Source organism: Actinomadura bangladeshensis (assembly GCF_004348335.1).
GTDB lineage: Bacteria > Actinomycetota > Actinomycetes > Streptosporangiales > Streptosporangiaceae > Spirillospora > Spirillospora bangladeshensis.
Genome location: NZ_SMJW01000120.1, coordinates 1 through 24171 on the forward strand (window position 1 = coordinate 1; position 24171 = coordinate 24171).

At 69.6% G+C, this 24171-nt stretch carries 25 protein-coding genes; 23 read left to right on the plus strand and 2 right to left on the minus strand.

The genetic code is table 11. The features are described from left to right. From E1284_RS22615 to E1284_RS22710, 20 genes are all read left to right on the plus strand, one after another. A partial coding sequence (locus tag E1284_RS22615) for an MCE family protein (RefSeq protein ID WP_341770411.1) occupies positions 1-1112 on the plus strand: 1112 nt, incomplete at its 5' end. Between the two features lies 1 nt (position 1113). Continuing rightward, positions 1114-2352 carry an MCE family protein gene (locus tag E1284_RS22620; RefSeq protein WP_131942126.1) on the plus strand — a complete coding sequence of 413 codons (1239 nt, stop codon included), beginning with the start codon at positions 1114-1116 and terminating at the stop codon, positions 2350-2352. Beyond that, complete coding sequence (locus E1284_RS22625) at positions 2352-3626, plus strand: MCE family protein (RefSeq protein ID WP_131942127.1); 1275 nt, start codon at positions 2352-2354, stop codon at positions 3624-3626. The genes E1284_RS22620 and E1284_RS22625 overlap by 1 nt, the downstream gene beginning before the upstream one ends. 1 nt (position 3627) lies before the next feature. Further along, entirely contained in the window at positions 3628-4881 is a 1254-nt protein-coding gene (locus tag E1284_RS22630) for an MCE family protein (protein WP_131942128.1), read from the plus strand. Beyond that, positions 4878-5435, plus strand: coding sequence for a hypothetical protein (locus tag E1284_RS22635; RefSeq protein ID WP_131942129.1), 558 nt, complete (start codon positions 4878-4880; stop codon positions 5433-5435). The genes E1284_RS22630 and E1284_RS22635 overlap by 4 nt, the downstream gene beginning before the upstream one ends. After that, positions 5432-6019 (plus strand): hypothetical protein, encoded by a 588-nt coding sequence (locus tag E1284_RS22640; protein ID WP_131942130.1) that lies wholly within the window; start codon positions 5432-5434, stop codon positions 6017-6019. Before E1284_RS22635 ends, E1284_RS22640 begins: the two co-directional genes overlap by 4 nt. A 20-nt stretch (positions 6020-6039) precedes the next feature. Further along, positions 6040-6864: a hypothetical protein gene (locus E1284_RS42565; RefSeq protein WP_207923899.1), complete on the plus strand. Its 825-nt coding sequence runs from the start codon at positions 6040-6042 to the stop codon at positions 6862-6864. A 19-nt stretch (positions 6865-6883) separates the two neighbouring features. Next, positions 6884-7435, plus strand: coding sequence for a hypothetical protein (locus E1284_RS22650; protein ID WP_131942131.1), 552 nt, complete (start codon positions 6884-6886; stop codon positions 7433-7435). 34 nt (positions 7436-7469) lie between these two features. Continuing rightward, entirely contained in the window at positions 7470-8141 is a 672-nt protein-coding gene (locus E1284_RS22655; RefSeq protein WP_131942132.1) for a hypothetical protein, read from the plus strand. A 335-nt stretch (positions 8142-8476) separates the two neighbouring features. Further along, the gene (locus tag E1284_RS22660; protein WP_131942133.1) at positions 8477-9142 is read left to right on the plus strand and encodes a hypothetical protein; all 666 of its coding nucleotides are present in this window, start codon (positions 8477-8479) and stop codon (positions 9140-9142) included. 81 nt (positions 9143-9223) lie between these two features. Beyond that, positions 9224-11305, plus strand: a complete 2082-nt coding sequence (locus tag E1284_RS22665) for a DUF6801 domain-containing protein (protein ID WP_131942134.1) — start codon at positions 9224-9226, stop codon at positions 11303-11305. Positions 11306-11500: 195 nt separating this feature from the next. Beyond that, positions 11501-12145 (plus strand): hypothetical protein, encoded by a 645-nt coding sequence (locus E1284_RS22670; RefSeq protein ID WP_131942135.1) that lies wholly within the window; start codon positions 11501-11503, stop codon positions 12143-12145. 303 nt (positions 12146-12448) lie between these two features. Then, a complete protein-coding gene (locus tag E1284_RS22675; RefSeq protein ID WP_243714674.1) occupies positions 12449-13258 on the plus strand; it encodes a hypothetical protein in 810 nt (269 codons plus the stop codon). 165 nt (positions 13259-13423) lie between these two features. Continuing rightward, positions 13424-14005, plus strand: a complete 582-nt coding sequence (locus tag E1284_RS22680; protein WP_131942136.1) for a hypothetical protein — start codon at positions 13424-13426, stop codon at positions 14003-14005. Next, the gene (locus E1284_RS22685; protein ID WP_131942137.1) at positions 14002-15552 is read left to right on the plus strand and encodes a hypothetical protein; all 1551 of its coding nucleotides are present in this window, start codon (positions 14002-14004) and stop codon (positions 15550-15552) included. Before E1284_RS22680 ends, E1284_RS22685 begins: the two co-directional genes overlap by 4 nt. Positions 15553-15598: 46 nt before the next feature. Beyond that, on the plus strand, positions 15599-16585 hold the full coding sequence (locus E1284_RS22690; RefSeq protein ID WP_131942138.1) for a polyprenyl synthetase family protein: 987 nt from the start codon (positions 15599-15601) through the stop codon (positions 16583-16585). A gap of 5 nt (positions 16586-16590) precedes the next feature. Then, complete coding sequence (locus E1284_RS22695; protein WP_131942139.1) at positions 16591-18627, plus strand: NAD(P)/FAD-dependent oxidoreductase; 2037 nt, start codon at positions 16591-16593, stop codon at positions 18625-18627. A gap of 42 nt (positions 18628-18669) precedes the next feature. Continuing rightward, positions 18670-19305 carry a hypothetical protein gene (locus E1284_RS22700; RefSeq protein ID WP_131942140.1) on the plus strand — a complete coding sequence of 212 codons (636 nt, stop codon included), beginning with the start codon at positions 18670-18672 and terminating at the stop codon, positions 19303-19305. 8 nt (positions 19306-19313) lie between these two features. Further along, positions 19314-19913, plus strand: coding sequence for a hypothetical protein (locus E1284_RS22705; protein ID WP_131942141.1), 600 nt, complete (start codon positions 19314-19316; stop codon positions 19911-19913). A gap of 315 nt (positions 19914-20228) precedes the next feature. Further along, positions 20229-21554, plus strand: a complete 1326-nt coding sequence (locus E1284_RS22710; protein WP_131942142.1) for a hypothetical protein — start codon at positions 20229-20231, stop codon at positions 21552-21554. Between the two features lie 13 nt (positions 21555-21567). On the opposite strand, the gene E1284_RS22715 is transcribed toward E1284_RS22710, so the two are convergent. Beyond that, positions 21568-22074: an ATP-binding protein gene (locus E1284_RS22715; protein ID WP_131942143.1), complete on the minus strand. Its 507-nt coding sequence runs from the start codon at positions 22072-22074 to the stop codon at positions 21568-21570. Next, positions 22071-22352 carry a hypothetical protein gene (locus tag E1284_RS22720; RefSeq protein WP_131942144.1) on the minus strand — a complete coding sequence of 94 codons (282 nt, stop codon included), beginning with the start codon at positions 22350-22352 and terminating at the stop codon, positions 22071-22073. The genes E1284_RS22715 and E1284_RS22720 overlap by 4 nt, the downstream gene beginning before the upstream one ends. A 198-nt stretch (positions 22353-22550) precedes the next feature. Between E1284_RS22720 and E1284_RS22725 the strand changes: the two genes are divergently transcribed. From E1284_RS22725 to E1284_RS42570, 3 genes are all read left to right on the plus strand, one after another. Further along, a complete protein-coding gene (locus tag E1284_RS22725; RefSeq protein ID WP_131942145.1) occupies positions 22551-23414 on the plus strand; it encodes a helix-turn-helix domain-containing protein in 864 nt (287 codons plus the stop codon). Between the two features lie 11 nt (positions 23415-23425). Beyond that, on the plus strand, positions 23426-23695 hold the full coding sequence (locus tag E1284_RS22730) for a DUF397 domain-containing protein (RefSeq protein ID WP_341770412.1): 270 nt from the start codon (positions 23426-23428) through the stop codon (positions 23693-23695). A 112-nt stretch (positions 23696-23807) separates the two neighbouring features. Next, the coding region (locus E1284_RS42570; protein WP_207923900.1) for a hypothetical protein at positions 23808-24171 on the plus strand (364 nt) is incomplete at its 3' end.

A 24171-nucleotide genomic window follows, 5' to 3' on the forward strand; every position in this document is an offset into this window, starting at 1 on the left:
GACCGACCCCGACCGGACCGCTCGGCGGCGGACCCACCCCCGGTGCGCCGCTGCCGCGCGCCCTGCCGCGCATGAAGAAGGGCCGGCCGCGGCTGAAGCCGCTGCGCGAGCGCAACCCGATCGGCGTCGCCGCCATCGGCATCGTCGTCCTGCTCGTCCTCGGCATGCTCGCCTACCGCGCCGACGAGCTGCCGGTCATCGGCGGCGGAACGACCTACAGCGCCTACTTCTCCGAGGCCGCCGGGCTGAAGGACGGCCAGGAGGTCCGCGTCGCCGGTGTGAAGGTCGGGAAGGTCACCGGCGTCTCGCTCGCGGGGAACAAGGTCAAGGTCACGTTCCGGGTCAAGGACACCTGGGTCGGGAACGCCACCCGCGCCACCATCATGATCAAGACGCTGCTGGGGTCGAAGTACCTCCAGCTCGACCCGCTCGGCTACCGGAGGCAGGACCCGAAGCAGCCGATCCCGCTCGACCGGACCGTGGCCCCCTACGACGTCACGACCGCGTTCCAGGACCTCGGCCGGACGTTCGAGGACCTCGACACCGCCAAGCTCGCGGCGAGCCTGGAGACGATCTCCACGACGTTCGAGGACACCCCGGCGAGCGTCCGGGTCGCGCTGCACGGCCTGTCGTCGCTGTCCACCACGATCGCCTCGCGGGACGCCGAGCTGTCCCGGCTGCTGGCCGGGACCAAGCAGCTGTCGGGCACGATCGCCGCGCAGAACGGCCAGTTCGAGGCGCTGTTCAAGGACGGCAACCTGCTGCTCGGCGAGCTGCGCCGGCGCCGGGACGCCATCCACGCGCTGCTCGTCGGGACCGACCGCCTCTCGAACGAGCTGGTCGGGCTGGTCAACGACAACCGCCGCACCCTCGGGCCGACGCTCGCGTCCCTGGAGCGGGTCACCAGCGTCCTCCAGCGCAACCAGAAGAACCTGGACCGGGTGCTGGAGACCGCCGCGCCCTACATCCGCGTCCTCGGCAACGCGACCGGCAACGGCCGCTGGGTGGACGGCTACCTGTGCGGCACCGTCCCCAAGGAGTACCTGGAGAACGGCCGTTGGAAGCCCCCCGCGGGGGCCTGCAAGCCGCCGCACCTGACGGGAGGACGGTGACATGGCGTCCCCCACGACGCGCACGGTGAAGCTGCGCGGGCTCGGCTCGCCCATCCGCGACCGCCGGACGCGGGTGCTCCAAGCGCTCATCGCGGTCTTCGTGCTGCTGATCGCGATCGCGCTGGTCCCGCTGCTGAGCGGCGGGCCGACGCACCGGATCACCGCCTACTTCGCCACCGCGATCGGCGTCTACCCCGGCTCCGACGTCCGCGTCCTCGGCGTGAAGGTCGGCTCGATCGACTCCATCGAGCCGATCGGCGACAAGGTCAAGGTCGAGATGCGGGTGGACGACGACGTCGACCTCCCCGCCGCCGCGCGCGCCGTCGTCATCGCCCCGAACCTGGTGTCCGACCGGTACGTGCAGCTCGACCCCGCCTACAACGGCGGGCCGAAGATGGCGGACGGCGCGTCGATCGACGTGCGCAACACCGCGACCCCGCTGGAGCTCGACCAGCTCTACGCGGCCGTCCGGAAGATCTCCGGCGACCTCGGGCCGCAGGGCCTGAACGCCCAGGGCGCGCTGTCGGACGTCATCCGGGTCGGCGCCGCCAACCTCGGCGGCAACGGCCAGGCGCTCAACACGATGATCTCCGATCTCGGCAAGGCGTCGCAGACGCTCGCCGACAACAGCGGCGACCTGTACGCGACCATCGCCAACCTCAACAAGTTCAGCGAGATGCTCCGCGCCAACGACGGGCAGATCCGGCTGGCCGAGAACCAGCTCGCCGAGGTGAGCCGGTTCCTCGCCGCCGACCGGGACGAGCTCGGCGCGGCGCTGCGCAGCCTCGCGCGGGCGCTCGCCGAGGTGAAGGGCTTCGTCCAGGACAACCGGGCGGCGCTGAAGACGAACGTCGGCAAGCTCGCCGGCGTCACCCAGATCCTTGTCGACCAGCGGGCGTCGCTCGCCGAGATCCTCGACACCGCGCCGCTGGTGACGCAGAACGCGCTGAACGCCTACGACCCGAAGACCCGCTCGCTGATGGCGCGCGGCAACCTCCTGGAGATCACCAAGGCGTTCGGCAGCCTGGACCAGCCGGGCGTCGACCCGCCCGCCGCCGACCTCCGGCCGGTGTGCGCGGCGGCGGCGTCCGCGACCAAGACGCTCCGCGAGGAGTGCGACCGACTCAGCAAGGGCGGCCTGGTCGCCGCGTCGCCGGTCCGGGGGGCCGGTGCTCCGCCGCTGCCGCTGCCGCCCGCCGGGAAGATCTACACCGGCACCGCCGGGAAGGGAGACCGCTGATGCGGGTGCCCAAGCTCGTCGCGGCCCTCACCGCCGGCGTCGTCCTCACGGCGGGCTGCTCGGTGCGGTTGGAGGACGTCCCGCTGCCCGGCGGCGCCGACCTCGGTGACCACCCCTACACGGTGAAGGTGGAGTTCGAGGACGTGCTGAACCTCGTCCCGCAGGCCGCCGTCCGCGTCAACGACGTCCCGGTCGGCCGCGTGAAGAAGGTGTCGCTGCCGAAGGACGCCTGGCACGCCGAGGTGACGCTCGTCGTGAACGGCGACGTGCACCTGCCGGCGAACGCGACCGCGAACCTGGAGCAGTCGAGCCTGCTGGGGGAGAAGTACATCAAGCTCGCCGCGCCCGCGGCGGCGCCGTCACCGCAGCGGCTCACCGACGGCGCCGTGATCCCGGTGTCCCGCACGGCGAAGAACGCCGACGTCGAAGAGGTCTTCGGTGCGCTGTCGCTGCTGCTGTCGGGCGGCGGGCTCCCGCAGATCAAGACGATCAACCGGGAGCTGAACCAGGCGCTCAACGGGCGGGAGGACAAGGTCCGCTCCGCGCTGGAGAACCTCAACACCCTCACCACGACGCTGAACCGCAACCGGCAGTCGATCGTGGACGCGCTCGACGGGCTCAACCGGCTGTCGTCCACGGTCGCCTCCCGCAAGGGGCAGGTCGAGACCGTCCTGGACGGCCTGTCGCCCGGCCTGAAGGTGCTGGAGGAGCAGCGCGGCCAACTGGTCGAGATGCTGCGCCGGCTGGAGAGGCTGTCGGACGTCGCCGTCAAGACGATCAACGCCAGCAAGGACGACACGGCCGCCGACCTGCGCGCCCTGTCGGTCGTCCTGCGCAAGCTCGCCGACTCCGGCCGCGACCTGCCGAAGTCACTGGAGATTCTGCTGACGTATCCGTTCACCGACGAGGTGCTCAAGGGGATCAAGGGCGACTACCTCAACGGCTACGTCACCGTCATCGCGGCCAAGGGCTTCGACTGCGTCATCCCGCCGGTCGAGGAGAAGAGCCCGGAGGACGCCGCCAACGGCGATGACGAGGCGAAGGCCCGCGCCCTCGCCGCCGCGGCGCCGGGCACCGGCCCGCAGCCGGCGCCCTGCCCGGACACCGTGGCCGGCCAGGGCTCCGAACCGGCCGTCCCCGGCACGGAGGCGCCCGCCGCCGGGACTCCCACCACCCAGGCGCCGCAACCGGTCGCTCCGAGGCAGGCGCCCCGGAACGAGAGTCCGGGCAGCGAACCCGCCCTTCCGCTGCCCACGCTCGGCGAGGGGAACTGACATGCTGACCGCGGTCACCCGCATCAAGATCGTCGTGTTCGCCGTCATCGCGCTGCTGGTGGTCGCCTACATCGGGATCAACTACGGCGACGTCGGACGCTACGTCGGGCTGCGCGGCTACTACACGGTCCGGCTCGACCTGCCGAGCACCGGCGGGCTCTTCGAGGGTTCCGCGGTGTCCTACCGGGGCGTCACCGTCGGCAAGGTCGGCAAGCTCGACCTCAGCTCGGACGGCGTCATCGCCGAGCTCCGCATCGACAAGTCCTCGCCGGACATCCCGCGGAACCTGGAGGCGGTCGTCGCCAACCGCTCCGCCGTCGGCGAGCAGTACGTCGACCTGCGGCCGCGCGCCGACGCCGGGCCCTACCTCGCGCAGGGCAGCACGATCCCGCGGAGCGTCACCACCGTCCCGGCGCCGATCAACGAGACGCTCAAGAGCGTCAACGACCTCGCCGCCTCGCTCCCGCTGGACGACACCAAGACCCTCATCGACGAGCTTGGGCTGGCGTTCGCCGGGCAGGGCCCGCACCTCCAGCAGCTCCTGGACACCAGCGCCCGGTTCGTGTCGGCCTCCGATGCGGCGTTCCCCGACTCCCGCGCGCTGATCCACAACGGTGAGGTCGTGCTGCGGACGCAGAACGAGATGTCGGGGGCGTTCGCGTCGTTCGCGTCCGACTCCCGCCTGCTCGCGCGGCAGCTCCGCGACTCCGACACCGACCTGCGCGAGGTCATCGCGGCCGGGCCCGGCGCGGCGAGCGAGCTGTCGGGCCTGCTCCGCGACCTGGACCCGAGCCTCGGCGTCCTGCTGGCGAACCTCCTCACGACGGCCCGCGTCGCCGAGCCGCGGCAGGACGCGATCGGGGAGATGCTGGCCAACCTCCCCATGGTCGCGAGCATCGGCCCGAGCATCGTCTCCGACGGCACGCTCCGGATGGGCCTGGTCAACACCTTCTTCAACCCGCAGCCCTGCACGCGCGGCTACGGCGGGACCCGCTACCGCGCGGGCGACGAGCTGTCGTCCGCGCCGCCGTTCAACACCGGCGCGCACTGCGCGGAGAGCCCGAGCACCGGCATCAACGTGCGCGGCTCCGCGAACGCGCCGCACAAGGGAGTCCCGGCGCCTGCCAAGCCCGGAGCGCCGGCCGCCTCCCGGCCGGCCGACCTGCTCGCCTCGCTGGGGCTGCCCACCGGGACGCCGCCGTCGTCGTCGTCCGGCGACCTCGCCGCCCTCCTCGGGCTCGGAGGCACGCGATGACCGAGGCGGCGGCCGCACCGCGCGGACCGGCCCGGCTGATCCGGTGGATCCGCCCGGCGGGCTACGTCCTCGTGGCCGCCGCCACCGTCCTGCTCGGGCTGTCCTGCTGGTCGCTGATCCAGTCCGGCCGGGGCGCCGACCACGACCTCGCCACCGCGCGGGACGAGGTGAGCCGGACCGCCGTCCGCGACCTCGCGCTGGTCAACAGCATCGACCCCAAGGTGGCCGACCTGGACATGACGCACTGGCTGGACGTCGCCACCGGCCCGTTCGCCGACGCCCTGAAGGCCGACATGCCCAACGCGCGCGCGAAGTTCGCCGGCCAGAAGAGCCCCTCGCACGGACGGGTCACCGCGCTCGCCGTCACCGCGCTCGACCGGTCGGCGGGCGAGGCGACCGTCCTGGCCTCGGTGCGCATCTTCACCGAACCCGCGGGCGACGCCGCGCAGGGCACCGAGCAGCGCAAACGCTACGAGGTCGGGATGCGGCGGGTGGGCGGCACCTGGAAGATCAGTTCGCTGAAACCGCTGGCACCCGGGGGGAGCGGGCCGTGAGCATCACCGAAGAGCGCCCCGCGCGCCGTCCGGTCCCGCGGAAGAAGAAGACCGCCCGGCGCCCGCTCGTCTCGCGACTCCGGCGGGCGGCCGGGCTGGGGTGGCCGGTGGCCCTCGCCCTGGCGCTGTGCCTGTCCGCCCTCGCCGTCGACGGCTGGGCCGACGGGCGGAGCGAGCGGTCACCGGCCGCCAACCGCGCGCTCGTCGACAAGGCCCGGACCGGCGAGGTCGTCGCCGACGTCTCGGCGAAGGTCGCGCGGATCTTCACCTACACCTACACCGACCCGGCGGCCACCGAGCGGGCCGCGACCGACGTGCTCACCGGCCGGGCCGTCGCCGACTACCGCGGCCTGTTCGGCCTGGTGAAGAAGAACGCCCCGGTCATGAAGCTCACCCTCACCACGAAGGTGGCGAAGGCCGGACTGATCAAGCTCACCCGTGACGGGACGGCGGTCCTCCTGGTCCTGCTGGACCAGACGGCCACCCGGGCCGGGAAGGCGACCGGTCCGCCGGTCGCCGCCCAGCTCGTCGTCACGGCCCGCGACGACCACGGCTGGCGCATCAGCGACCTCCGGGCCGCCTGAAGGAAAGGGGTGGAATTCAGGTGACCAAGACAAGGACCGCAGACCCGGCGGCGGACGAGCCCGAGGTGCGAGCCGAGGAACCCGAGGCCCGCGGCGAGCCCGCCGCGCCGGAACCGTCTGCGGAGGAATCGGGCGCGGAGGAATCGGGTGAGGCGGCGGAGAAGGCCGCCGAGCCCACCGGTTCGGAGCGGCCCGCGGAGGACGCGGACGCTTCGGATGCGGAGACGTCGGCCGAGGCCGCGGGCGGCGAGCCGGACGCATCGGAGGGGGATACCGGCGGCGGGCCGGCTCCGGAGGGGTCCGCGAAGAAGACGGACGCGGCGCCGCGGCGCCGGCTCTCCAAGGACCCGCTGATCCGGATCGCGTCGCTGGTGACGCTGGTGGCGGCCGGTGCCGCGGCGTGGTTCGGCTGGTCGTACCACGCGGCGTCCGGCGACGACTCGCTGGCCTACGCCGCCGAACGGGACCGGGTCCTCGCCGTCGCCGGCCAGGAGATCGTCAACCTCAACACCCTCGACTACCGCCAGGTGGACGCGGGCCTCAAGGTGTGGCAGGACTCGGCGACCGCGCAGCTCTACGACCAGATCGTGCAGGGCCGGGAGCAGTTGAAGACCGAGGTGCAGAAGGCGAAGACGGCCAGCAGCGCGAAGATCCTCGAATCCGGGCTCACCGAACTCGACACCCGCGCGGGCAAGGCGGCCGTCATCGCCGCCGTCCGCATCACCATCACCGGTGCCGACGGCAGGCCGGTCGACAACACCCGGCGGTTCGCCGGCCAGCTCACCCGGACCTCGGACGGCTGGAAACTGTCGGCGCTCGGCCAGGCCCCGACCGGAACGCCCTGAGCGGGGAGGAGAAAAGCGAATGGCAGCGATCACTTCGGCCGGCCGGTTCGTTCCCGGCACCGCGCGCACCCGCCTCGTCGTTCTTCTCGGCGCGCTGACCATAGCCCTCGGCGGAGTCGCCGCCTGGTCGAACGCGCAGGAACGCGACCTGACCGGCGCGGCCTCGGCGCAGAACGGTGCGCTCAGTGACAATGGCCGCACCGCCGAGGTCAAAGGCCAGGTCACCACGGCCGTCAACACGGTGTTCTCCTACAACTACGCGGACACGGCCAAGACGGAGAAGGCGGCGCAGCAACTGCTCACCGGAAAGGCCGTCCAGCAGTACAACCAGCTCTTCGCGCTTGTCCGCCGGCAGGCGCCCCAGCAGAAGCAGGTCCTCACGACGACGGTCACCGACTCGGCGGTGAAGTCCCTGACCGCCGACCGTGCCCGCCTCCTGGTCTTCGCCGATCAGCGCAACACCCGCACGGACACGAACAAGACGAGCTACTCCGCGGCCGTCTTCGCCGTGGACGCCCTGTACGCGCACGGCGCCTGGAAGATCACCACCATCGACACCCTCGGCGCATAAAGCATCACGAGCACAGCGTGGATCCGGAGGGGCAATGCGTAAGCCAGGAAGAAGTCCTCTCACGGCGATCTCCCTCGCCGCCACCGCCGTCATCGCCGCAACGGCCGCAACGCTGACGACGACGTGGACCATCCTCCCCGGAGGATCCGTAACCGCGTTCAACAGTACAAATGTCGGGGCCATCGATCTCACCAGCCATGCGGTACTCAGCTGCAACGAAGTGTCAGCCAAGGCCCAAGTGAAGAGCGGTTCGGGACTGCCGCCGGACGGGCTGGCGGAGATTACAGAAGTCGCATTCTCCAATAATGGGGGCTCATGTCCGACGACCGGGGGAATCTTGGCCGAACTCCGGGCAGCGAACCTTCCATGGCAGATTGATGCCGAGTCCTACGACAACGCAAGCGGTAAGGCGATCGGGAAGGTCGTCGGCGTCGCCATCGAAATGCACAGCTCAGACGGGTGTAACGCGACCTTCTCCGGTCCGGAGGGCCAATCGGGCTGGGTCAGGCTCGTTTACGACAACGGAGCCGAGGTCGGATACGGAGCTGTGACGGTCGGATTGACTTTAGGTACGTCCTCTGGAACGAATCTGGTCGTTACCAAAGTCGACGGCGGGTGCGACACCAACCTGGTCGGTATCGGTGATGAAATGCAAGTAACTGGCCAGTTCTTCGTAGATCCAAATCTGTCGGTGACGAGCTCGTGACGGCCTGATATGAGGCCAGGTCGAGCTGCTGCTGCCAGCATAGGATCGGCGCTAAGTCGGTGATAATTCTGGGTGATCGAATCCTAAGTTATTGACAAATCGGAGGGTAACTGTGGTGCGCTTGAAGAAAAGTCTGACGGCCTCTTGAATGGCGTGCTACTGGCAGGTATCTTCTGGTGAGAGAACGGCAGGACTGGGTGGTCTTGTGGTGAAGCCAGAGGAGTTCGGCTTCCGGGGTTCTGCTCCCATCGCCCCTGGAGGAGTTGCTTCTGCAGAACGCGGTCAGTGTCCCTACGAGTAGAAGAAACCACCCCCCTGAAGGGAAAAGAACTGACATGCGGAAGATCATCAGCAAGGCTCTGACCGCCGGCGCGGTCGCAGCCACCACGGTCGCCCTGGTCGCCGTCCCCGCCTCGGCGTCCGGTACCTGGACGATCAACCCCGCCGGCGGTGTCAGCGGGTTCAACACCCAGAACGTCGGTGCGCTCGACCTGACCACCCACGCGGTCGTGTCCTGCAACGAGTCGTCGGCCACCGGCAACGTACCGGTGGGCGGCAGTGGCCTCGCCGGCGCGGGCATCGCCGAACTGACCGACGTGACCTTCTCGAACAACGGCGGGGCGTGCCCGGCCACGGGCGGGATCCTCGTCACGATCACGACCAGTGCGTCCGCGACCAACGCCTGGTCGTTCAACGCCGACAGCTACAACTCCACCACCCACGTCACCACCGGCACGCTGACCAATATCAGCGCGTCGATCCACGGCAGCGACGGGTGCGACGCGACGGTCGGCGGACCCGGTGGCGGGACCGGCACGATCAACGGAACCTACGACAACGACGACCAGACCCTCAGGGTGTCCGGCAACAACCTCGTGGTGCAGACCGCCGACGCCCAGTGCGACCCCAACCTGATCAACGTGGGCGACCAGATCCAGCTCACGGGCGAGTACATCGTGGTCACGGACTCGGGGCCCAACCTGGTCGTCACCAGCCCCTGAGATGAGAGCAAGTCCTTGATCGAGGCCGCACCCGGGCTCCCCGGCCCGGGTGCGGTTCCCCCGTGGGAACGAGGAAATGGAATGCACCTGATGCCCAGAACCGCCGCGCGGGTCGTGGCGATCGCGGCCGTCATCGTGAGCAGCGGCACGGTGATCGCCGTTCCGCCGGCGGTGGCGGACATCGGTACCGACATGCGATTCGTGTGCGCCGGTGAGACAGGCACGCACACGGTGGGGCTCCGAATCGAGAGCAGCGTTCCATCGTCCGGCAGTGTGGGTGAACCGGTCCAGCTGGGAACCATCAGGGTCGAGGTCGATCTCCCCGCCGAGTTAGTGGATCAGGTTCGGGTCGAGTCTCCGATACCACCGGTGACAGGCGCGACGACCTCTTCCAGGCCCTCCCCTGCGCTCGGGGGTGTCGCGCAGATTCGGGTCGACGTTCGCGATGACAGCGGTGAGCGGCACGCCGGGTGGCCCGCGTTCGCCCTGGCCGCCGTGCCCCTGCGCGGCGATGGAACCGTGCATCTGACCGGCAGCGGGGTGGCGCCGCCGGTTGTTCCCCGATCGCCGGGTGGACTCTCCTGGGTGGCGGGTGATTTCGATCTGTCCCTGGCGCCTACTGAGCAGGCGGCAAAGAGGGACGAGGCAGAGCTGTCGCTGCATTGTGCGGCGGACAAAGGCGCGGTGCTGGGTTCCGTACGGGTGCAACGGGAGAGTCAGACGCCGGCTCTAAATGCGCAGAACAGGATAACCCGCCAAGCTGCGGCTCCCGAGAAGAACGTGTGCGAGGAAATCCCCGGTTCGGGTGCCGATCCCAGGTACGCCATCAACCCCGATCCCACGCTGATGAAGATCTACGACGAACCCCAACTCCCGGACGGGTTGGACGAGTTCACGGATGCAGGTCTCGCACAGTGCGTCAGCGCCGCGGGGTTCGTAAATATACGCAAGTCCAGAAATGCCGTACCGCTCGCCGCCTCCAGTGTCCTCAGAAGGGGCACCACTGCCTATCAGCCCAGCTCAGATGTACCAAATTATGCCGAGCAGCGTGGCTATGCTGTAAACCGTACGGACCCGCTCCCCGGGACCGTGCTGGGTTTTGGGTTCATGCCGACGCGTGCAGTGGCCGAGGCCGTCCAGGTCAAGGCCCCGGGGGCAGGGAAGAACGACCCGATCACCGGCAATTTTCGGTTCATCGCACCAAATTACCCTGATCACGTTTTCGACGCGACCCAGAGTTCCAGTCTGAAAATCGCGTCATACGTTCGAGTAAAAGCGAGTGCGGCACAGGTGAACGGTGTGCCGATCAATCTCGGACAGAATTGCACTACACGCCCGACCGTGCTCAACGTGCATGCGTTCCTCGGGAACAGGGAGACTGGGCTCCGGCCACCTACCGTCGGACAGACCCTGATTGCTGAAGATTTGAAAATTCCGGAGTTCAGCGGCTGCGGAGTGACGGAGGATCTCAGCCCTCTTCTTACCGCAAGTATCTCGGGTGGGGGCAACTACGTGAAGGCCGAAGCCGGCGGTTGGTGCTACCCCGGTGAGGGAGGCGGGTGTGTGGACGGTGCCGCTCCGCCGCCGGCGACCCTTACCATCAGACCGGGTGGCGACATCACTGCGGTTGCCGAACCGTTCATTCTTAGGGATGTGACCAGAAGGGCCCAGGTGAGTTGTGCATCGGCGACCATGCGGTTCCACCTGGACCCACAGCACTGGCGTGCGGGCTTCATGCTGGCTCGAGCGGGAATGTCGTTTGAGAATTGTGAAATCCAGGCGCAGGACCGCACCGTGTATCCGGCCGAACTCACTCTGACCGATAGCCTGTGGCTGAATGCGGTCGAGTTCCAGCCAGACGGGAGCTTGTGGATCCAGGCGACCAACGCGCTTTTCGTGGCGGCTACGGAGGTCAACGGGACCAAGTGCACACTGCGATTCAGTAAGAAAGTCCTCAAACCGCCGTCCGAATCAGTCGATTCGACAGGCGAATTCAAATTGTCCTACTACAGCGACGGTTCCATGTCGTCGTACATCGGTCCCGACTTCCTTACCTCGCCGGAATCGACCTGCAATATACCGGGGTTCCGTAAGAACCTTCGTCTCGGTCAGGGGACGGCCGACTTCGTCGTTCACCCGCGGCAGGAGATCACGACGCCGTGAGCGGCTGAACGCGCCGCCGTCGTGGGCTTCGCCCAGGCGCGGAGGTCAGACCGACCGCCCGACGAATTCAAGAGACCGGCTGTGTCTGCCTGCACCACCCCCGGCAGGCGCGGCCCGGCCGGCTCGCCGCGGGCCTTAACGAGCCCGCGGCGAGCGCGGCGACGCCGGTGCGTTCCGTCTATGAAAGGTGCGACATTGAGAGGCCCGAGCTCTATCCGGCCACTGCTGTCCGCATTCGCCGCCGCCCTCGCCGCGGCCGCGGTCGGCACCGTCGCGCCGCAGGCGGTGGCGGCACCCGAGGACACGTGGACGGTCGCTCCCGGTGGGGCGTTGACGGCGACCGCACCACTGCGGATCGGCAACGTGACCCGAGGCTGGAACATCGACTGCGGCACGGCCACTCTCACCGGGGCCGCGAAGGCGGGCTCCGGGAACGCGGGAAACCAGCTCGTCGAGTTCGACGACGAGTCCTTCGAGAACTGCTTCGGGCCGGACGGCGTCCAGTACACGGTCGCGATGACCAGCGAGGTACAGCTGGATTTGAACGCATCGTCCTACGACGCCGCGGCCGGCAGGACGACGGGCGATCTGTCCGGCTTCCAGCTCAACCTGGTGGGCGCGAACAGATGCCAGGCCGATATCGCCGGTCCCGCCGGCGACCTCGGCAGTGCCGACGTCACGTTCATGAACAACGGGAGCGTCCTGGGTCTCGGTGGCGGGGACATGGGCGTCACCTTCGTCAATTTCGCCTGCGCGAGCGGCTTCATCGCAGTCGGTGACCAGGTCGTGGTCACGGCACAACTCAGCGTGTCGCCCGCTCAGACGATCACCAGCCCGTAAGCCGCCTGCCGGCAGCCTTTATCGGCGGCCGTGCCGCGTATGCCCTTGCCGACCCGCAACCGGTGACAATATCGACCGTTCCGTGCGGGGTCATTTCTGGCAGTCGCTAACAAGGCAAATAATCCTCATATTCGTGGGCCCGGATGTATTGAACCGTCATTGTTTTGGTCTTATTCTCCCGGTTAGGAATCGAGGATCTTCTCGTAGCGGAGTCCACATCACGGTTCCGCGCCGACCGTGCTCGCGCCAGGGCGTCCGGCGCTTCCATCCCGTTTTCTGCCGGCACGAAGAAAGGACCGACTGGTGAAGTCCACTCGTTTCCGCGGGCGCAAGCCCCTCCTCGCGCTTTCGGCCGCCGCGGCAGCCGCGACGCTGGTCCTCGGCTTGGGGACCTCGGCCGAAGCCGCACCCGCCCTCAACCCCGACCCGATCCCCAGCAGCTTCGACTTCTCCGACTGTCCGCCCCTCCCCGAGGGATCGGACCCCGGCTTCTCGCACTGCTTCACCGTCGTGGTCACCAGCGGCACCTTCAACGTCGGCAACTTCGAGCAGACGATCGACGAGCCGATCCGGATGACGTTCGCGCAGGCCTTCAACCTCTCGACCTTCCAGTTCACGAACGTGTTCGGGAAGTTCCGCGCGCCGAAGATGCTGGTCCAGCCGGGCCTGTTCGGTGACCCGTTCCTGTCGGCCGTCTACGCCAGGCCCGAGTACGCCGGCGTCTTCGACCTGCCGTCGAGCACGGACTACAAGATCAAGCTCGGGCTGAAGATCCGGCTCATCAACCCGGTCCTCGGGTCCAACTGCACGGTCGGCAGCGACAGCAACCCGATCGTGCTGAACTTCACCACCGGGACCACCTCCCCGCCGGCGCCCAACACGCCGATCACCGGTGAGCCGGCGACGGTCGTGCGGTCCGACCCGCCGCCCTCGGTCCGGTCCGCCAAGCACGTCGAGAACTCCTTCGCGGTGCCCGGCGCGAAGGGCTGCCTGTTCGGCGGCGGTGTCGCCGACTGGCTGGTCAACCAGATCGGCGGGTTCCCGTCGGCGGCGGGGCACAACACCATGATCCAGAACGAGTACATCGTCGAGAAGTCGTACAGCGACCTCTAGGCCGAGCGCAACGAGCGTGCCGTGCCCGCGGCGACCCCGCGGGCACGGCTCCCGCATCGAGCGCGGCGGCTCCGGGCCGTGCCAGGCCCGCCCTCACAACAGAACAACATCAGATTCGCGGCCTCCCCCCGTCCCCTGACACCCCGCAGGAAGGAAACGGCCGACGTGTCAGATCAGGAAGCGACGCGATATCCGGTCCTCTCCCGACGAAGGGCCATCGGCGCCGCGGGCGCCGGCGTAATGCTCGGCGGAGCACTCACCCCCTCGGCAGCGGCGAGCCCCACCACAAGCCCCACCACGAGTCCGCCGACAGGGCTGACCGCGCGGCAGCGGGCCGTGGTGCTGCGGGTGGCCAGGGCCGGGGCGAACGTGCCGGTCAGATTCCCGAGTTTCGGTGAACCGGGGACCGCGGAGGCCCGCGCCACGGCGGCACGGCTGGACGCGGCCCTCGCCCGGCTGGATGCCGCCCGTCTCGCCCCGATCGCCGCGGCCGCGGACGCGCTCTCCGAAGGCGGCACGGCGCAGCGGGGACGGGCGAAACTGCTCGCCGCCCTCGGACGTCTCGCCGATGACCCGGAACACGCCGACGGCGTGCGCATGCTCGCCGCGCTCGCCATCGCGACCGTCTCGCGGCATTTCGACCCGAACGGCGACTATCCCGCTTCGCTGTGGATCGGCGGGCTGCGCCACCTCGGCCGGCGGGGCAGGCCGGCTCACCCGATCCCGCACCTGGAGGCCCGGCGATGAAGTTCAGGCCGGACACCCGGGCCGCCCTCGAACGGGGCCGGGACGAGATCGTCGAACGCTACCTGCGGAGCGGCGACCCGAACATCGTCGGAGTCGGGATCAGCTTCCGGGTGCGCAGCGGGAAGCGGACCGACGAGCCGGTCGTCATGGTCCTGGTGGAGAAGAAGCGCCCGGCGGCGCTCGTCTCCCTGCGGCGGTTGCTCCCCGAACACGTCGAGATCGACGGCGTCCGATGGGGCATCGACGTGGTCGAGGCCGGCCCCGCACCGTCGGTCGGCGTCGCCCAGAGCCCCGTCGCGCCGACGCTGGCGGCCGGGCCGATCAGCGAGGAGATGCGTCCGCCCCGGCAGGGATGCAGCATCTCCAACCAGGTCGCGGGCGACGGCACCGGCACCTACGGGGCCACCGTCGTCGACCTCACCGACAACACCAACGGCCTGCTGACCTGCAACCACGTGATCGGGCGGATGAACGCGGGCCGGCCCGGCGAGGCGATCATCCAACCCGGCTTCGCCGACACCTCCAACCGCAACGCGATCGCCACGCTGAAACGGCTGATCCCCATCGATCCGGCCACCGGCACCGACACCGACGCCGCCCTCGCGCAGCTCGCCGGCGGCGTCGGGGCCACCGCCCTGGTCGCCCGCGACCTGATGGCGCCGATCAGCCCGAGCCATCCGGCGGTCGGCCTCATCGTCGCCGGCAACCAGACCGGCGGCTGCTACATGACGGTCATGGACACCGTCCTGACCGGGCTGAACGTCAAACTGCTCGGCGCCACGTCCAGCTCGACCGCGACCAAGGCCCCGCAGGTCGGCATGCACCTGGAGAAGGTCGGCCGTACCACCGCCTACTCCTCCTCCACGGTCATGAGCATCGGGAACACGGTGCGCGTCGACACCCGGAGCCCGCTCGGCGTCGTCGAGTACCGGAACCTGATCTACGCGCCGGGTTTCTGCCTCGGCGGGGACTCGGGCTCGGTCGCCTGCGAGGGCGGCGACGGGGAGACGTTCGTCGAAGTCCCGGACTCGCCCTGCCCCTTCCTCACCGAAGTCGGCACCTACTACGACCTCGACCTCGTCAGCGAGAACGACCTGGCCGACCAGGCCAGGGACGAGTTCTTCGCCCAGAGCGTCACCGGGAACCTGCTGATCCAGGCGACCTACCTCAACGCCGAGGTCGTGAAGAACCGGGTCGAGAACGAGACCGCGACCGAGGACGAGCTCTACTACGCGCAGGAGTTCCATCAGCGCAGCCGCGACTTCGTCGCCGAGGTCATCGCCGACCCGACCTCGACGGCGACGGTCACGCAGGCCCAACTGGACGACACCACGTTCATCGTCGACGGCCTGACGCAGACGCTGATGACTCCGCAGGAGGCCGATGCCGCCTGGGTGCTGAACGACGAGGTGCTGTCCCAGACCCTCGGGATGAACCGCACCCAGATGATCGCCTACATGAACGATCAGGCCGTCGCGAAGAAGGTGTACGACACGATCGCGGCCGTGCCGACCCTGGAACTGCATCCGCAGATCCCGCTCGACTGAGCGGAACGCCGTGAAATCCCTTGGCAAGCCAGGAGGGAGGGGCGCGTTGGTCGCAGGGCATGAGGCCGGCGCGCTCCTCCGGCCGCACTCCGACAGCTTCACCGGTTATCCGGAACGGGTGACCGGTCGGCTCGCGGAACTCGCGCGGAGCCTTCCGCCCGCCGTGCGCCCGTCGGCCTTGGGGCTCGTCCGGCGGCCGGGGAAGCGCCTCCGGTCGACCCTGCTGGCCGCGTGCGCCGGATTCGGCGACCCCGACCCGGACCGGCTCGTCCGGCTGGGCGCGGTCGTGGAGCTCCTGCACATGGCGTCGCTGCTGCACGACGACGTGATCGACCGGGCCGCGACGCGGCGCGGTGCTCCGGCGGCCCACACGGTGATCGGCGCGGAGGCGGCCTCGCTCGCCGGGCTGGCCTGCTTCGCCCTCGCGGGCACCGAGGCCGCCGTCCTCGGCGACGGCGTCAGTCGCGTGGTGGCGGATACGGCGGCGGCGCTCGCCGCGGGCGAGATGCTCGACGTCGAGCGGGCCTTCGACGTCGAACTGTCCGTCGCCGACTACCTCGAACTCGTCCAGCGCAAGACCGGCGACCTTTTCCGGCTGACCTGCCTGCTCGGGGCCGCCGAAGCGGACGTGCCCGCGGAGGACGCGGAACGACTGGCGCGGGTCGGCACCGCGCACGGCGCGGCGTTCCAGATCCTGGACGACTGCCTCGACTTCGACCCGGCCGCCGGTGCCGCCGGGAAGCCGACCGGCAACGATCACCTGCTCGGGCTGTTCGGCGCCCCGATCGTCCTCGCCCTCCCGCAGGACGCCACCGGCGACCTGGCCCCCCTCCTCCTGCGTCCCGCGCTCGACGCCGCCGACCTGGCGCGGATCCGCGCCCTGGTCGTCGGTCTCGGCGGTCTCGCAGCCGCGAAGGACACCGCCCGCGACCTGCACCGGCAGGCCATGGACGCCCTGGCGGAACTGCCCGCCGGGAGCGCCCGGGATCGGCTTGCGGACATCATCCGGCTGCCCCGGTGGGCCGAGTCGTGACCGGTGTGAGCACGGTGGACGTACTGGTCGTCGGCGCGGGAGTGGCGGGAGCCGTCGCGGCGATCGCCCTGGGACGCAGCGGCGTCGGCACGCTCCTCGTCGGCCCGGCCCGTGCCTCCACCGGATCGGACTACGACGTCCTGCTGGGCGGTCCGGCCGTCGCCGGCCTGTCCGCCATCGGCGCGCTCGACCACCTCACCTTCGAAGAGGTCGGCGGAGTCGTCCTCCATTGCGGAGAGGGCAGGCCGCGCCCGTTCCCCGCGACGGGCAGTGCGGTCTGCGCCGCCGAAGGCCTGCACCTGGGCCTCATCGAGGCGGCGGTGGCGGCGGGCACGGCACGCGTGCGCGGCCGGGTCCCGCGGATCGACCGCACGGACGACGGGCGGCACCGGGCCGTCATCCAGCCGGACGCCGGTGCCCCCTGGGAACTCACCGCCCGGCACGTCATCATCGCCCATGGCGTCCACGGCGAAGCGACCGGTGTCGCCGCCGTCCGGCGGTACTCGGGCGTCCCGCGGCGGTCGGAGGCCGTCACCATGCTCGCCGCGCCTTCGACCATCGACCCGCGCGAACACCCGACGTACATCTGGGCCGTACCGAATGCCGGTGGTGATGCCGGGACGTGCACGGTCGGCGCCGCGAGGCTGGGCGAAATCCGCCCGGAGGACCTGGAAGAGTTCCTCGACCGAGCATGGCGAGAACTCTCCGGTGCGGACTCCGCGCTCCGCGGCGGGACGCCGTGCGGCCCGACGTTCTCCGGCCCGCTCAACAGCGGATTCACCCCGGCCAACGCGGTCGCCGACGGACGCCTCCGAGTGGGCGACGCGGCCGGGCTGGTCAACCCGTTCACCGGCGAGGGCCTCGGGTACGCGGTCGAGAGCGGAATGGCCGCCGCGCGCTGCATCGCCGCCAATCTCCAGAACCCCGGGCGCGCCGCGAAGGACTACCGGCGGCGCCTCGCCGCCTCCTATGTCGGCTACTTCGAGACGGCGCGGCACGCGGCCCGCCGCTACCACCTGACGTGGCGGGTCCTCGCGTCCACCGCCGACAGCGACCGCCCGTTCTTCGCCAAAGCGCGCCGGGCGGTGCTCTTCCCCGACGGTCTCGCCGGTCTGACGGCGGCCGAGCGGATGCTGCTGCCGGACGCGGAGGCGGCATCGCTGAAACCCTTCTTGGTCGCCTGCGACGAGGTCGCGGTGAGCGCGGTGCGGAGCGACTGGCCGTTCCTCGCCAGACTGGTCATCACGGCGGAGACGTCCTCCCACCGGCGGCTCCGCCCGGCCGTCCCGTTCTTCGCCGCGCTCGGGGCGGGCGGCCGCCCGCCCGACATCGCGCGGGCCACCGTCGGCGCGGCGATAGAACTCGCCACGCTCGGCGCGCTGGCCTTCCTCGGCCCGTCCGCGCCCGTACGGCCGGGCGGCCGGGCGGTCGACTGGGGCACCACCTCGGTGATCCTCGCCGGGGACTTCCTGCTCGCCCAGGCCGCGCGGCTCGTCGCCACGTACGCCCCGGAGATCTCGTGGTCGTTCGCCGACTGGCTCTCCGACCTGACCGCGCTGCGCATCGAACGCGTCACCGGACCTCCCGGCGCGGGGAACGTACCGGCGACCGCGCTGTTCGCCGCCCTGCTGGAGTTCCCCGCCCGAATCGGCGGCCGGCTCGGCGGGGCCGCGCCGCCGGTCGTGGACGCCCTGCGGGTCTACGGGCGGCAGTGCGGCCACGCGTTCCTGCACACCGAGGACGTCCTGGCCCTCGGCGGCCGGACCGGACGGCTCGACTCGACCCTGACGGCGATGCTCGACGGCCGCATCTCGGCGATCCCCGATCACCTGGATACAGCAGGAGAGGTCACGGCCGACATCCTGGAGCGCGATACAGGATTGCGGCTCCGCGCGATGGAATCGGCGACCGCCGAGAGTAGGGCGGCGGAACACCGCGCTCTCGCCGCCATAGAAGCGGTGCCCGATCCTCACGCGACACGGATGCTCCGCGAATTCGTCACCACCCTCACCCGGACGGACGGAGGTGAGAAAGCCCGCTGACCGCATCGACCGCATTCTCCAACGACCTGCATAGGGGTCTTCATGCGTACTCTCTCCAATCGCGTTCTGCTGCTCTTCGCCTCCGCAATGCTCGTGCTCTTGCCATTCGGCGCAGTCACCGCACAGGCCGACGAGGTCACCTGGACCGTCATCGACGGCGGACGAACCGACGCTTACGGCGGCCTCGCGGCACAGACGACGAGCGGCGGGGCCGCAAGCTGTAGTAGCTCGAACCTGATCGTTCGCTTCCGAGATGGGACCGGGCTCAGCGGAACCAGTCTCATCATGATTACCTACGGAACCCTCAGCAACTGCGAGGCATCGGGCCTGCCGATCGAGATCCACCCGCGCGGGTTGCCGTGGAAGATGAACGCCACCTCCTACGACCCACAGACCGGGACGACTACGGGCACTCTGACCAGTGACGATGCCGCCGGCATCAGCGCGGTGGTGACCCTCGACTCCCTCGGGTGCGAGTTGGCGGTCGGTGGTCCCGGGACCGATAAGGGCGAAATCCAGGCCACCTACACCAACAGCACGGGCCAGCTATTCTTCTCCGATGCCAATTTGGTCATCACATCTGTTGGCCTGGGGTGCCCGGTGGTCAGCTTGGGTGACCAGCTAACGGTCTTCGCTAATTACTATGTCGTTCCTGCTCCGACCATTACGAACCCTTAGGAGTCGTCATGCGACGTTTCTGGAAACGGCTTCTCGCCGTCCCCGCCGTCGCGGCCGCCCTTTCGCTGGCCGCCCCTACCCCCGCGTCCGCCCTGCCCATGACGGTGACTCCCACCGGCCCCGTCTCGTTCGACGGGGGGCTGTACCTGCTCAACGTGAGCACCGGAGCCCTGTTCTCGTGCTCGCCTTACCACCTGGACGCGAGCGCGCAGAACTCTTCACCGATCTTCCTGTTCTATCCGACGACCAATCGCTGCATTGGCTCGGGCGGTCTGCAAGCAGACCTAATTCCGATCTCTTCCCCATGGGGAATGGACGCTTACTCCATCGGAAACGGCGAGGTGGCAGGCCCCATAACCGGAATGTATCTCACCGTGAAGATGAGCGACGGCTGCCAGGCGAATATATCCGGCCCCGGAGGGGGAAGTGGAACGGTAGCCGCGCGCTACTCGAACACCGGCGAGCTCGATTTTCCCGCCGGCTCCGGCACCAACCTAAGGGTGACCACAATGAACGCGTTGTGCGACCCCCTCCTGATCAACATCGGCGACGCCTTCGCCGTAGGCGGTGCCCTCTTCGCGACTCCGATCGTGACCGTCACACCTTGACCGGATGTGAATGAGAGCCCATCGTGTTGAGAGGAGGACCCGGCGGCCTACCCGACGAGTTCACCGAGGGTGCGTATGTCGCCCGGCAGACCTGGCGCAGCAATCTGCCGATCCTGGTCATCCTCGGGCATTGCGGCCACTGGCTGGCAGGTGCGCAAGAACCTCCGACGGCTCGCTGAACGGGACGACGACCAATGATGTGCCGCCGGAGCCGACCACCTCATCTTGCCCAGCAGGCGATGACGGACCCGTAGGAGTGCCATGGCAACCGCGACTTTGAAAGGCCGGATTCCGTTCGAGACAAGCCGGCCGTGGGTGATCGGCGCAGTTCTGCTCTGCGCGGTCGGGACGCTCGGGGCCGTCGCCAACTCGGCGCGTCCGAGAGGGGACGTCGGCCGCGCGGCCGGGTTCGCGGACGTCCTGCGCATCAACCCGGGCGTGGTGTCGGTCGGCCAGACCGCCGTGGTCGCGGTGGTGATGGCCGCCGGGTTCGCGGCCCTGTGGTGGTCGCTGCGGAGGAGTTGGCCGTGGCTGCTGGTCGCGGGCGTGGCGCTGACGCTCCCCACCGAGTTCGTGAACGTCGTGGCGCACAACGAGCTGTTCAGCGGTGCCGCCTGGTTCTACTTCGGCTCGGTCACGGCCGGGGCGCAGCTGGTGCTGTTGGGCACCCTGGCCGCCGGGCTGCGACTCGTCCACATCGGGGCGCCCGGCGCGGGCGCGATTCTGATCGGGGCGGGCGCGGGCGCCCAGGTCTTCGGCGCGGCCACCGACGTGTGGATCGCGCACATCCTCCAGCCCGGGGGTCTCCGGATCGACTTCGCGGAGGCCGTCCAGGCTCTGCTGCACCTCGCGTTCCTGGCAACCGCGATAGGCGGGGCGGTACTCCTGCTGGGCCTGCACTTCCGCTATGACGGACGGCCCGAGCTGGCCGGGCCGTCCGAAGCGGAGCCCGCGATGGGAGCCCGGACGGCGATCGCGGGCGCGGCGGCGGCCCTGGCGTTCGTCCCGGCCGCGGCCATGGACACGGTCAAGGGCGGGTTCGGCGTCGGCGCGTGCTGGCTCCTGCTGGGCGCGGGCCTGGTGGCGGCAGCCCTGGCCGGGCTACGCGCCGCGCTCGGCACTGTCATCGCAGCGGCGGTCGTCGTCGGGGTCTCCGGCCCGGCGAGCGCGTTCATCCAGGGCATGAACACGAGCTTCGTCGGCATGTGGTTCCTGGTGGCGCTCGGCGTGGTGGTCGGGGCCGCCGCCGCGTTCCCGTCCTGGCGCAACTGGGCCACCTTGACCGGATGCGTCGCGTGCACCGCCGCGCTCGCCACCATCATGCTGATCCGCCCGGACGGCGTGACCGCGCTCATCATCGTCCCCCTCGCCGCTACCGTTACCGTCGCGATCGCTTCTCTCGGCACCTGGCTGACCCAGGACGGTCTTTCTCCGGCCGTCCTGGGCCCGCTGCTCTTCGCGACCGTCATCGGTGCCTGCGGCCTGCTCGGAGACTGGCAGGGAACCGGCCGCCGGGGACCGAACGCGGAACTGTTCCGCGAGCCCGGCCACCTCTGGCTCTACACCGTCCTGCTGCTCCTGGCAGGCGTCGCCGTCATCGCGATTGACCACTGGCGCACCCGCCCCGCCGCAGCAGATTGACCGGGCCCGGCAGTCAGCGGTCGCCGGAGTGCAAGGAGGTATTCGCGCCGAAGCCGAAGCCTTCATGAGCCCCATCACAGGGACGCGGCGGAGCCGAAGCGTCGTCGCCCTTGGTGGCGCGAATGTCGGGCGGGACGGTGTGCGGGACCTCGAACCAGACGCGCAGCCGGCCGTCGTCGAGCTGGTCGAACCCCCACGACTTGGCCAGCATCGCCAGGATGGGAAGGCCGCGCCCGTGCTCGCCATCCGAGTCGTCCCTGCGATGCGGGACGCTGCTGCCGCCCTCGTCCGTGACCTCGATCCTGATGTTGGACGTGTCCACGTAGGCGTCCACCTCCACAAGGTGGCCCTCGCCGTGGACGATCGCGTTGGTCAGCGTCTCCGACAGGAGAAGGACGCTGTCATCGCAGGCACTGTGCTGCGTGCCGAGCAGCGGTTCGAGCCGCCCGAGCAGCCACCGTCGCCCGTTCGCCACATTCTGCGGCGCGGACGGGATGACGCACGTCCCCAGGTGCTTCATCGAGCCCGCACCGCCCACGCGACCCGGGCCGCGGCCTCGGTCACGTCCCCGGCCATGCTCCACTGGTCGCCGAAGGCGTAGAGCCACCGCCCCCGGTGGTCGACCGCCGCGACCCCGAGCCACCTGCGCGGCCAGGCCCGTCCCGGCACCCACAGCACCGCCTCACCCCGCGAAGGGTGGACGAGCATGGACGCGCACTGCTGACGTTCCCCCAGCTTGAGACACAGATCAGCCAGGAGGCTGAACCGCACCACGTGCGGTCGCTGATCCGCTGACATCGTCGGACGCCCCTTCCCCAGGCACGCGAACGACCACGATTCACCCGACTTTCTTGCGTGATCGCCCATACACCGTGCGTAATTCTCGCTACGGTCAGAGCATGAAGCGGACGGTCTGAGTTTGTAAACCCAAAGAAGTGAACTCGCTCAAAGAATCACGGTCCGCTCGATGGGCATAGACGAAGCGGAGGTACGAACGTGGCAAGTCGGACGAGCCCCACGGTCCGCAGGCGGCGCCTCGCGTCTGAAATGCGGCGACTGCGCAGAGAGTCGGGAAAGACCCGCGAAGAGGCGGCCAAGTTCGCGGACATCGCTCCCGCCACGGTCAGCCGCATCGAGGCCGCCGTCCACGCGCCCAAGGTCGCCGACATCATGGCGCTCTGCAAGTTCTACGGCCTGGACGACGACCGCACCGAAGTCCTCGTCGCCCTCGCCCGCCAGAGCCGCCAACGCGGCTGGTGGCACCAGTACTCCGGCTCCATCCCCGACTGGTTCGAGGTCTACGTCGGCCTCGAAGAAGAAGCCTCCGAGGTCCTTCATTACGAGCCGGAGGCGATACCTGGCCTCCTGCAGGTCGAGGGGTACATCCGGGCGATTTCTCTCGCGGGCTTGGAGGCGCCGCCTGACGAGGAGCTTGAGCGTCGTGTCGCCCTACGGCTCAAGCGTCAAGAGCGCCTCACCAGCAGCGATGCTCCAAAGGTGTGGGCAATCCTCAATGAGGGCGCGATCCGCAGGCAGGTCGGCGGGCCCGAGACGATGCGCCAACAGCTCAACCACCTGACCTCTTTGTCGCAGCTCAATCACATCAACATCGTTGTCCTGCCGTTCAGTGCTGGAGCTCACCCAGGCATGCACGGACCCTGCACCCTCCTTCGGTTTCCCGAACCCGCCGACCCAGACGTCGCGTATGTCCAATACCGTCGCGGGAGTGTTTACTTGGAGGACCCATCCGATATCAGCCATTACGTCGAGGTTTTCGACCACCTTCGTTCGAGGGCACTCGGGCCAGACGAGTCGCGAGCCCTGATCGCAAGGGCGTCCGGCGAGATGTCCGAGGCGTGATAACCAGGAGAGTGGAGGTCAGCATCATGGACACATCTCGCGTTACCTGGCGGAAGAGCAGTCGGAGCGCCGACGAGGGCAACTGCGTGGAGGTCGGAGCGTGGCGGAAGAGCAGCCACAGCACGGGCAACGGCGGCCAATGCGTTGAGGTGGCCTCAGAGCGGGCGGTAGTGCTCGCTCGGGACTCAAAGGACCCGGACGGACCGGTGCTCGGCTTTGGCGCCGACGCCTGGACTGCCTTCCTCGAAACCGTGAAGAGCGGCAGCCTCGACCCCGCGTGACACCCTCCCGCGTGACGTTCTCCCGCGTGACGCCCTTCCGCGTGACGCCTTCCCTCGTCTCGCCCCCTTGTCTCGCCCTCGCGTGACACCCTCCCGCTCGACGCCGTCCCGCGTGACGCCCTTCCGCGTCCGGCCGTCCCTCGTCCGGCCCTCCCTCGTCCGGCCGTCCCGCGTGACGCCCTTCCGCGTCCGGCCGTCCCTCGTCCGGCCCTCCCTCGTCCGGCCGTCCCTCGTCCGGCCCTTCCGCGTCCGGCCGTCCCTCGTCCGGCCCTTCCGCGTCCAGGCCGTCCCTCGTCCGGCCCTTCCGCGTCCAGGCCGTCCCTCGTCCGGCCCTTCCGCGTCCGGCCGTCCCTCGTCCGGCCCTTCCGCGTCCAGGCCGTCCCTCGTCCGGCCCTTCCGCGTCCGGCCGTCCCTCGTCCGGCCCTTCCGCGTCCGGCCGTCCCTCGTCCGGCCCTTCCGCGTCCCGCCCCCTTGTC

Bases quoted from the DNA above. Each gene is read 5' to 3' on its own strand.
- E1284_RS22720 (WP_131942144.1), bottom strand. From the start codon at position 22,352: ATGTCAGCGGATCAGCGACCGCACGTGGTGCGGTTCAGCCTCCTGGCT.
- E1284_RS22655 (WP_131942132.1), top strand. From the start codon at position 7,470: ATGCGTAAGCCAGGAAGAAGTCCTCTCACGGCGATCTCCCTCGCCGCC.
- E1284_RS22650 (WP_131942131.1), top strand. From the start codon at position 6,884: ATGGCAGCGATCACTTCGGCCGGCCGGTTCGTTCCCGGCACCGCGCGC.
- E1284_RS22685 (WP_131942137.1), top strand. From the start codon at position 14,002: ATGAAGTTCAGGCCGGACACCCGGGCCGCCCTCGAACGGGGCCGGGAC.
- E1284_RS22635 (WP_131942129.1), top strand. From the start codon at position 4,878: ATGACCGAGGCGGCGGCCGCACCGCGCGGACCGGCCCGGCTGATCCGG.
- E1284_RS22620 (WP_131942126.1), top strand. From the start codon at position 1,114: ATGGCGTCCCCCACGACGCGCACGGTGAAGCTGCGCGGGCTCGGCTCG.
- E1284_RS22665 (WP_131942134.1), top strand. From the start codon at position 9,224: ATGCACCTGATGCCCAGAACCGCCGCGCGGGTCGTGGCGATCGCGGCC.
- E1284_RS22700 (WP_131942140.1), top strand. From the start codon at position 18,670: ATGCGTACTCTCTCCAATCGCGTTCTGCTGCTCTTCGCCTCCGCAATG.
- E1284_RS22715 (WP_131942143.1), bottom strand. From the start codon at position 22,074: ATGAAGCACCTGGGGACGTGCGTCATCCCGTCCGCGCCGCAGAATGTG.
- E1284_RS22705 (WP_131942141.1), top strand. From the start codon at position 19,314: ATGCGACGTTTCTGGAAACGGCTTCTCGCCGTCCCCGCCGTCGCGGCC.
- E1284_RS22625 (WP_131942127.1), top strand. From the start codon at position 2,352: ATGCGGGTGCCCAAGCTCGTCGCGGCCCTCACCGCCGGCGTCGTCCTC.
- E1284_RS22630 (WP_131942128.1), top strand. From the start codon at position 3,628: ATGCTGACCGCGGTCACCCGCATCAAGATCGTCGTGTTCGCCGTCATC.
- E1284_RS22660 (WP_131942133.1), top strand. From the start codon at position 8,477: ATGCGGAAGATCATCAGCAAGGCTCTGACCGCCGGCGCGGTCGCAGCC.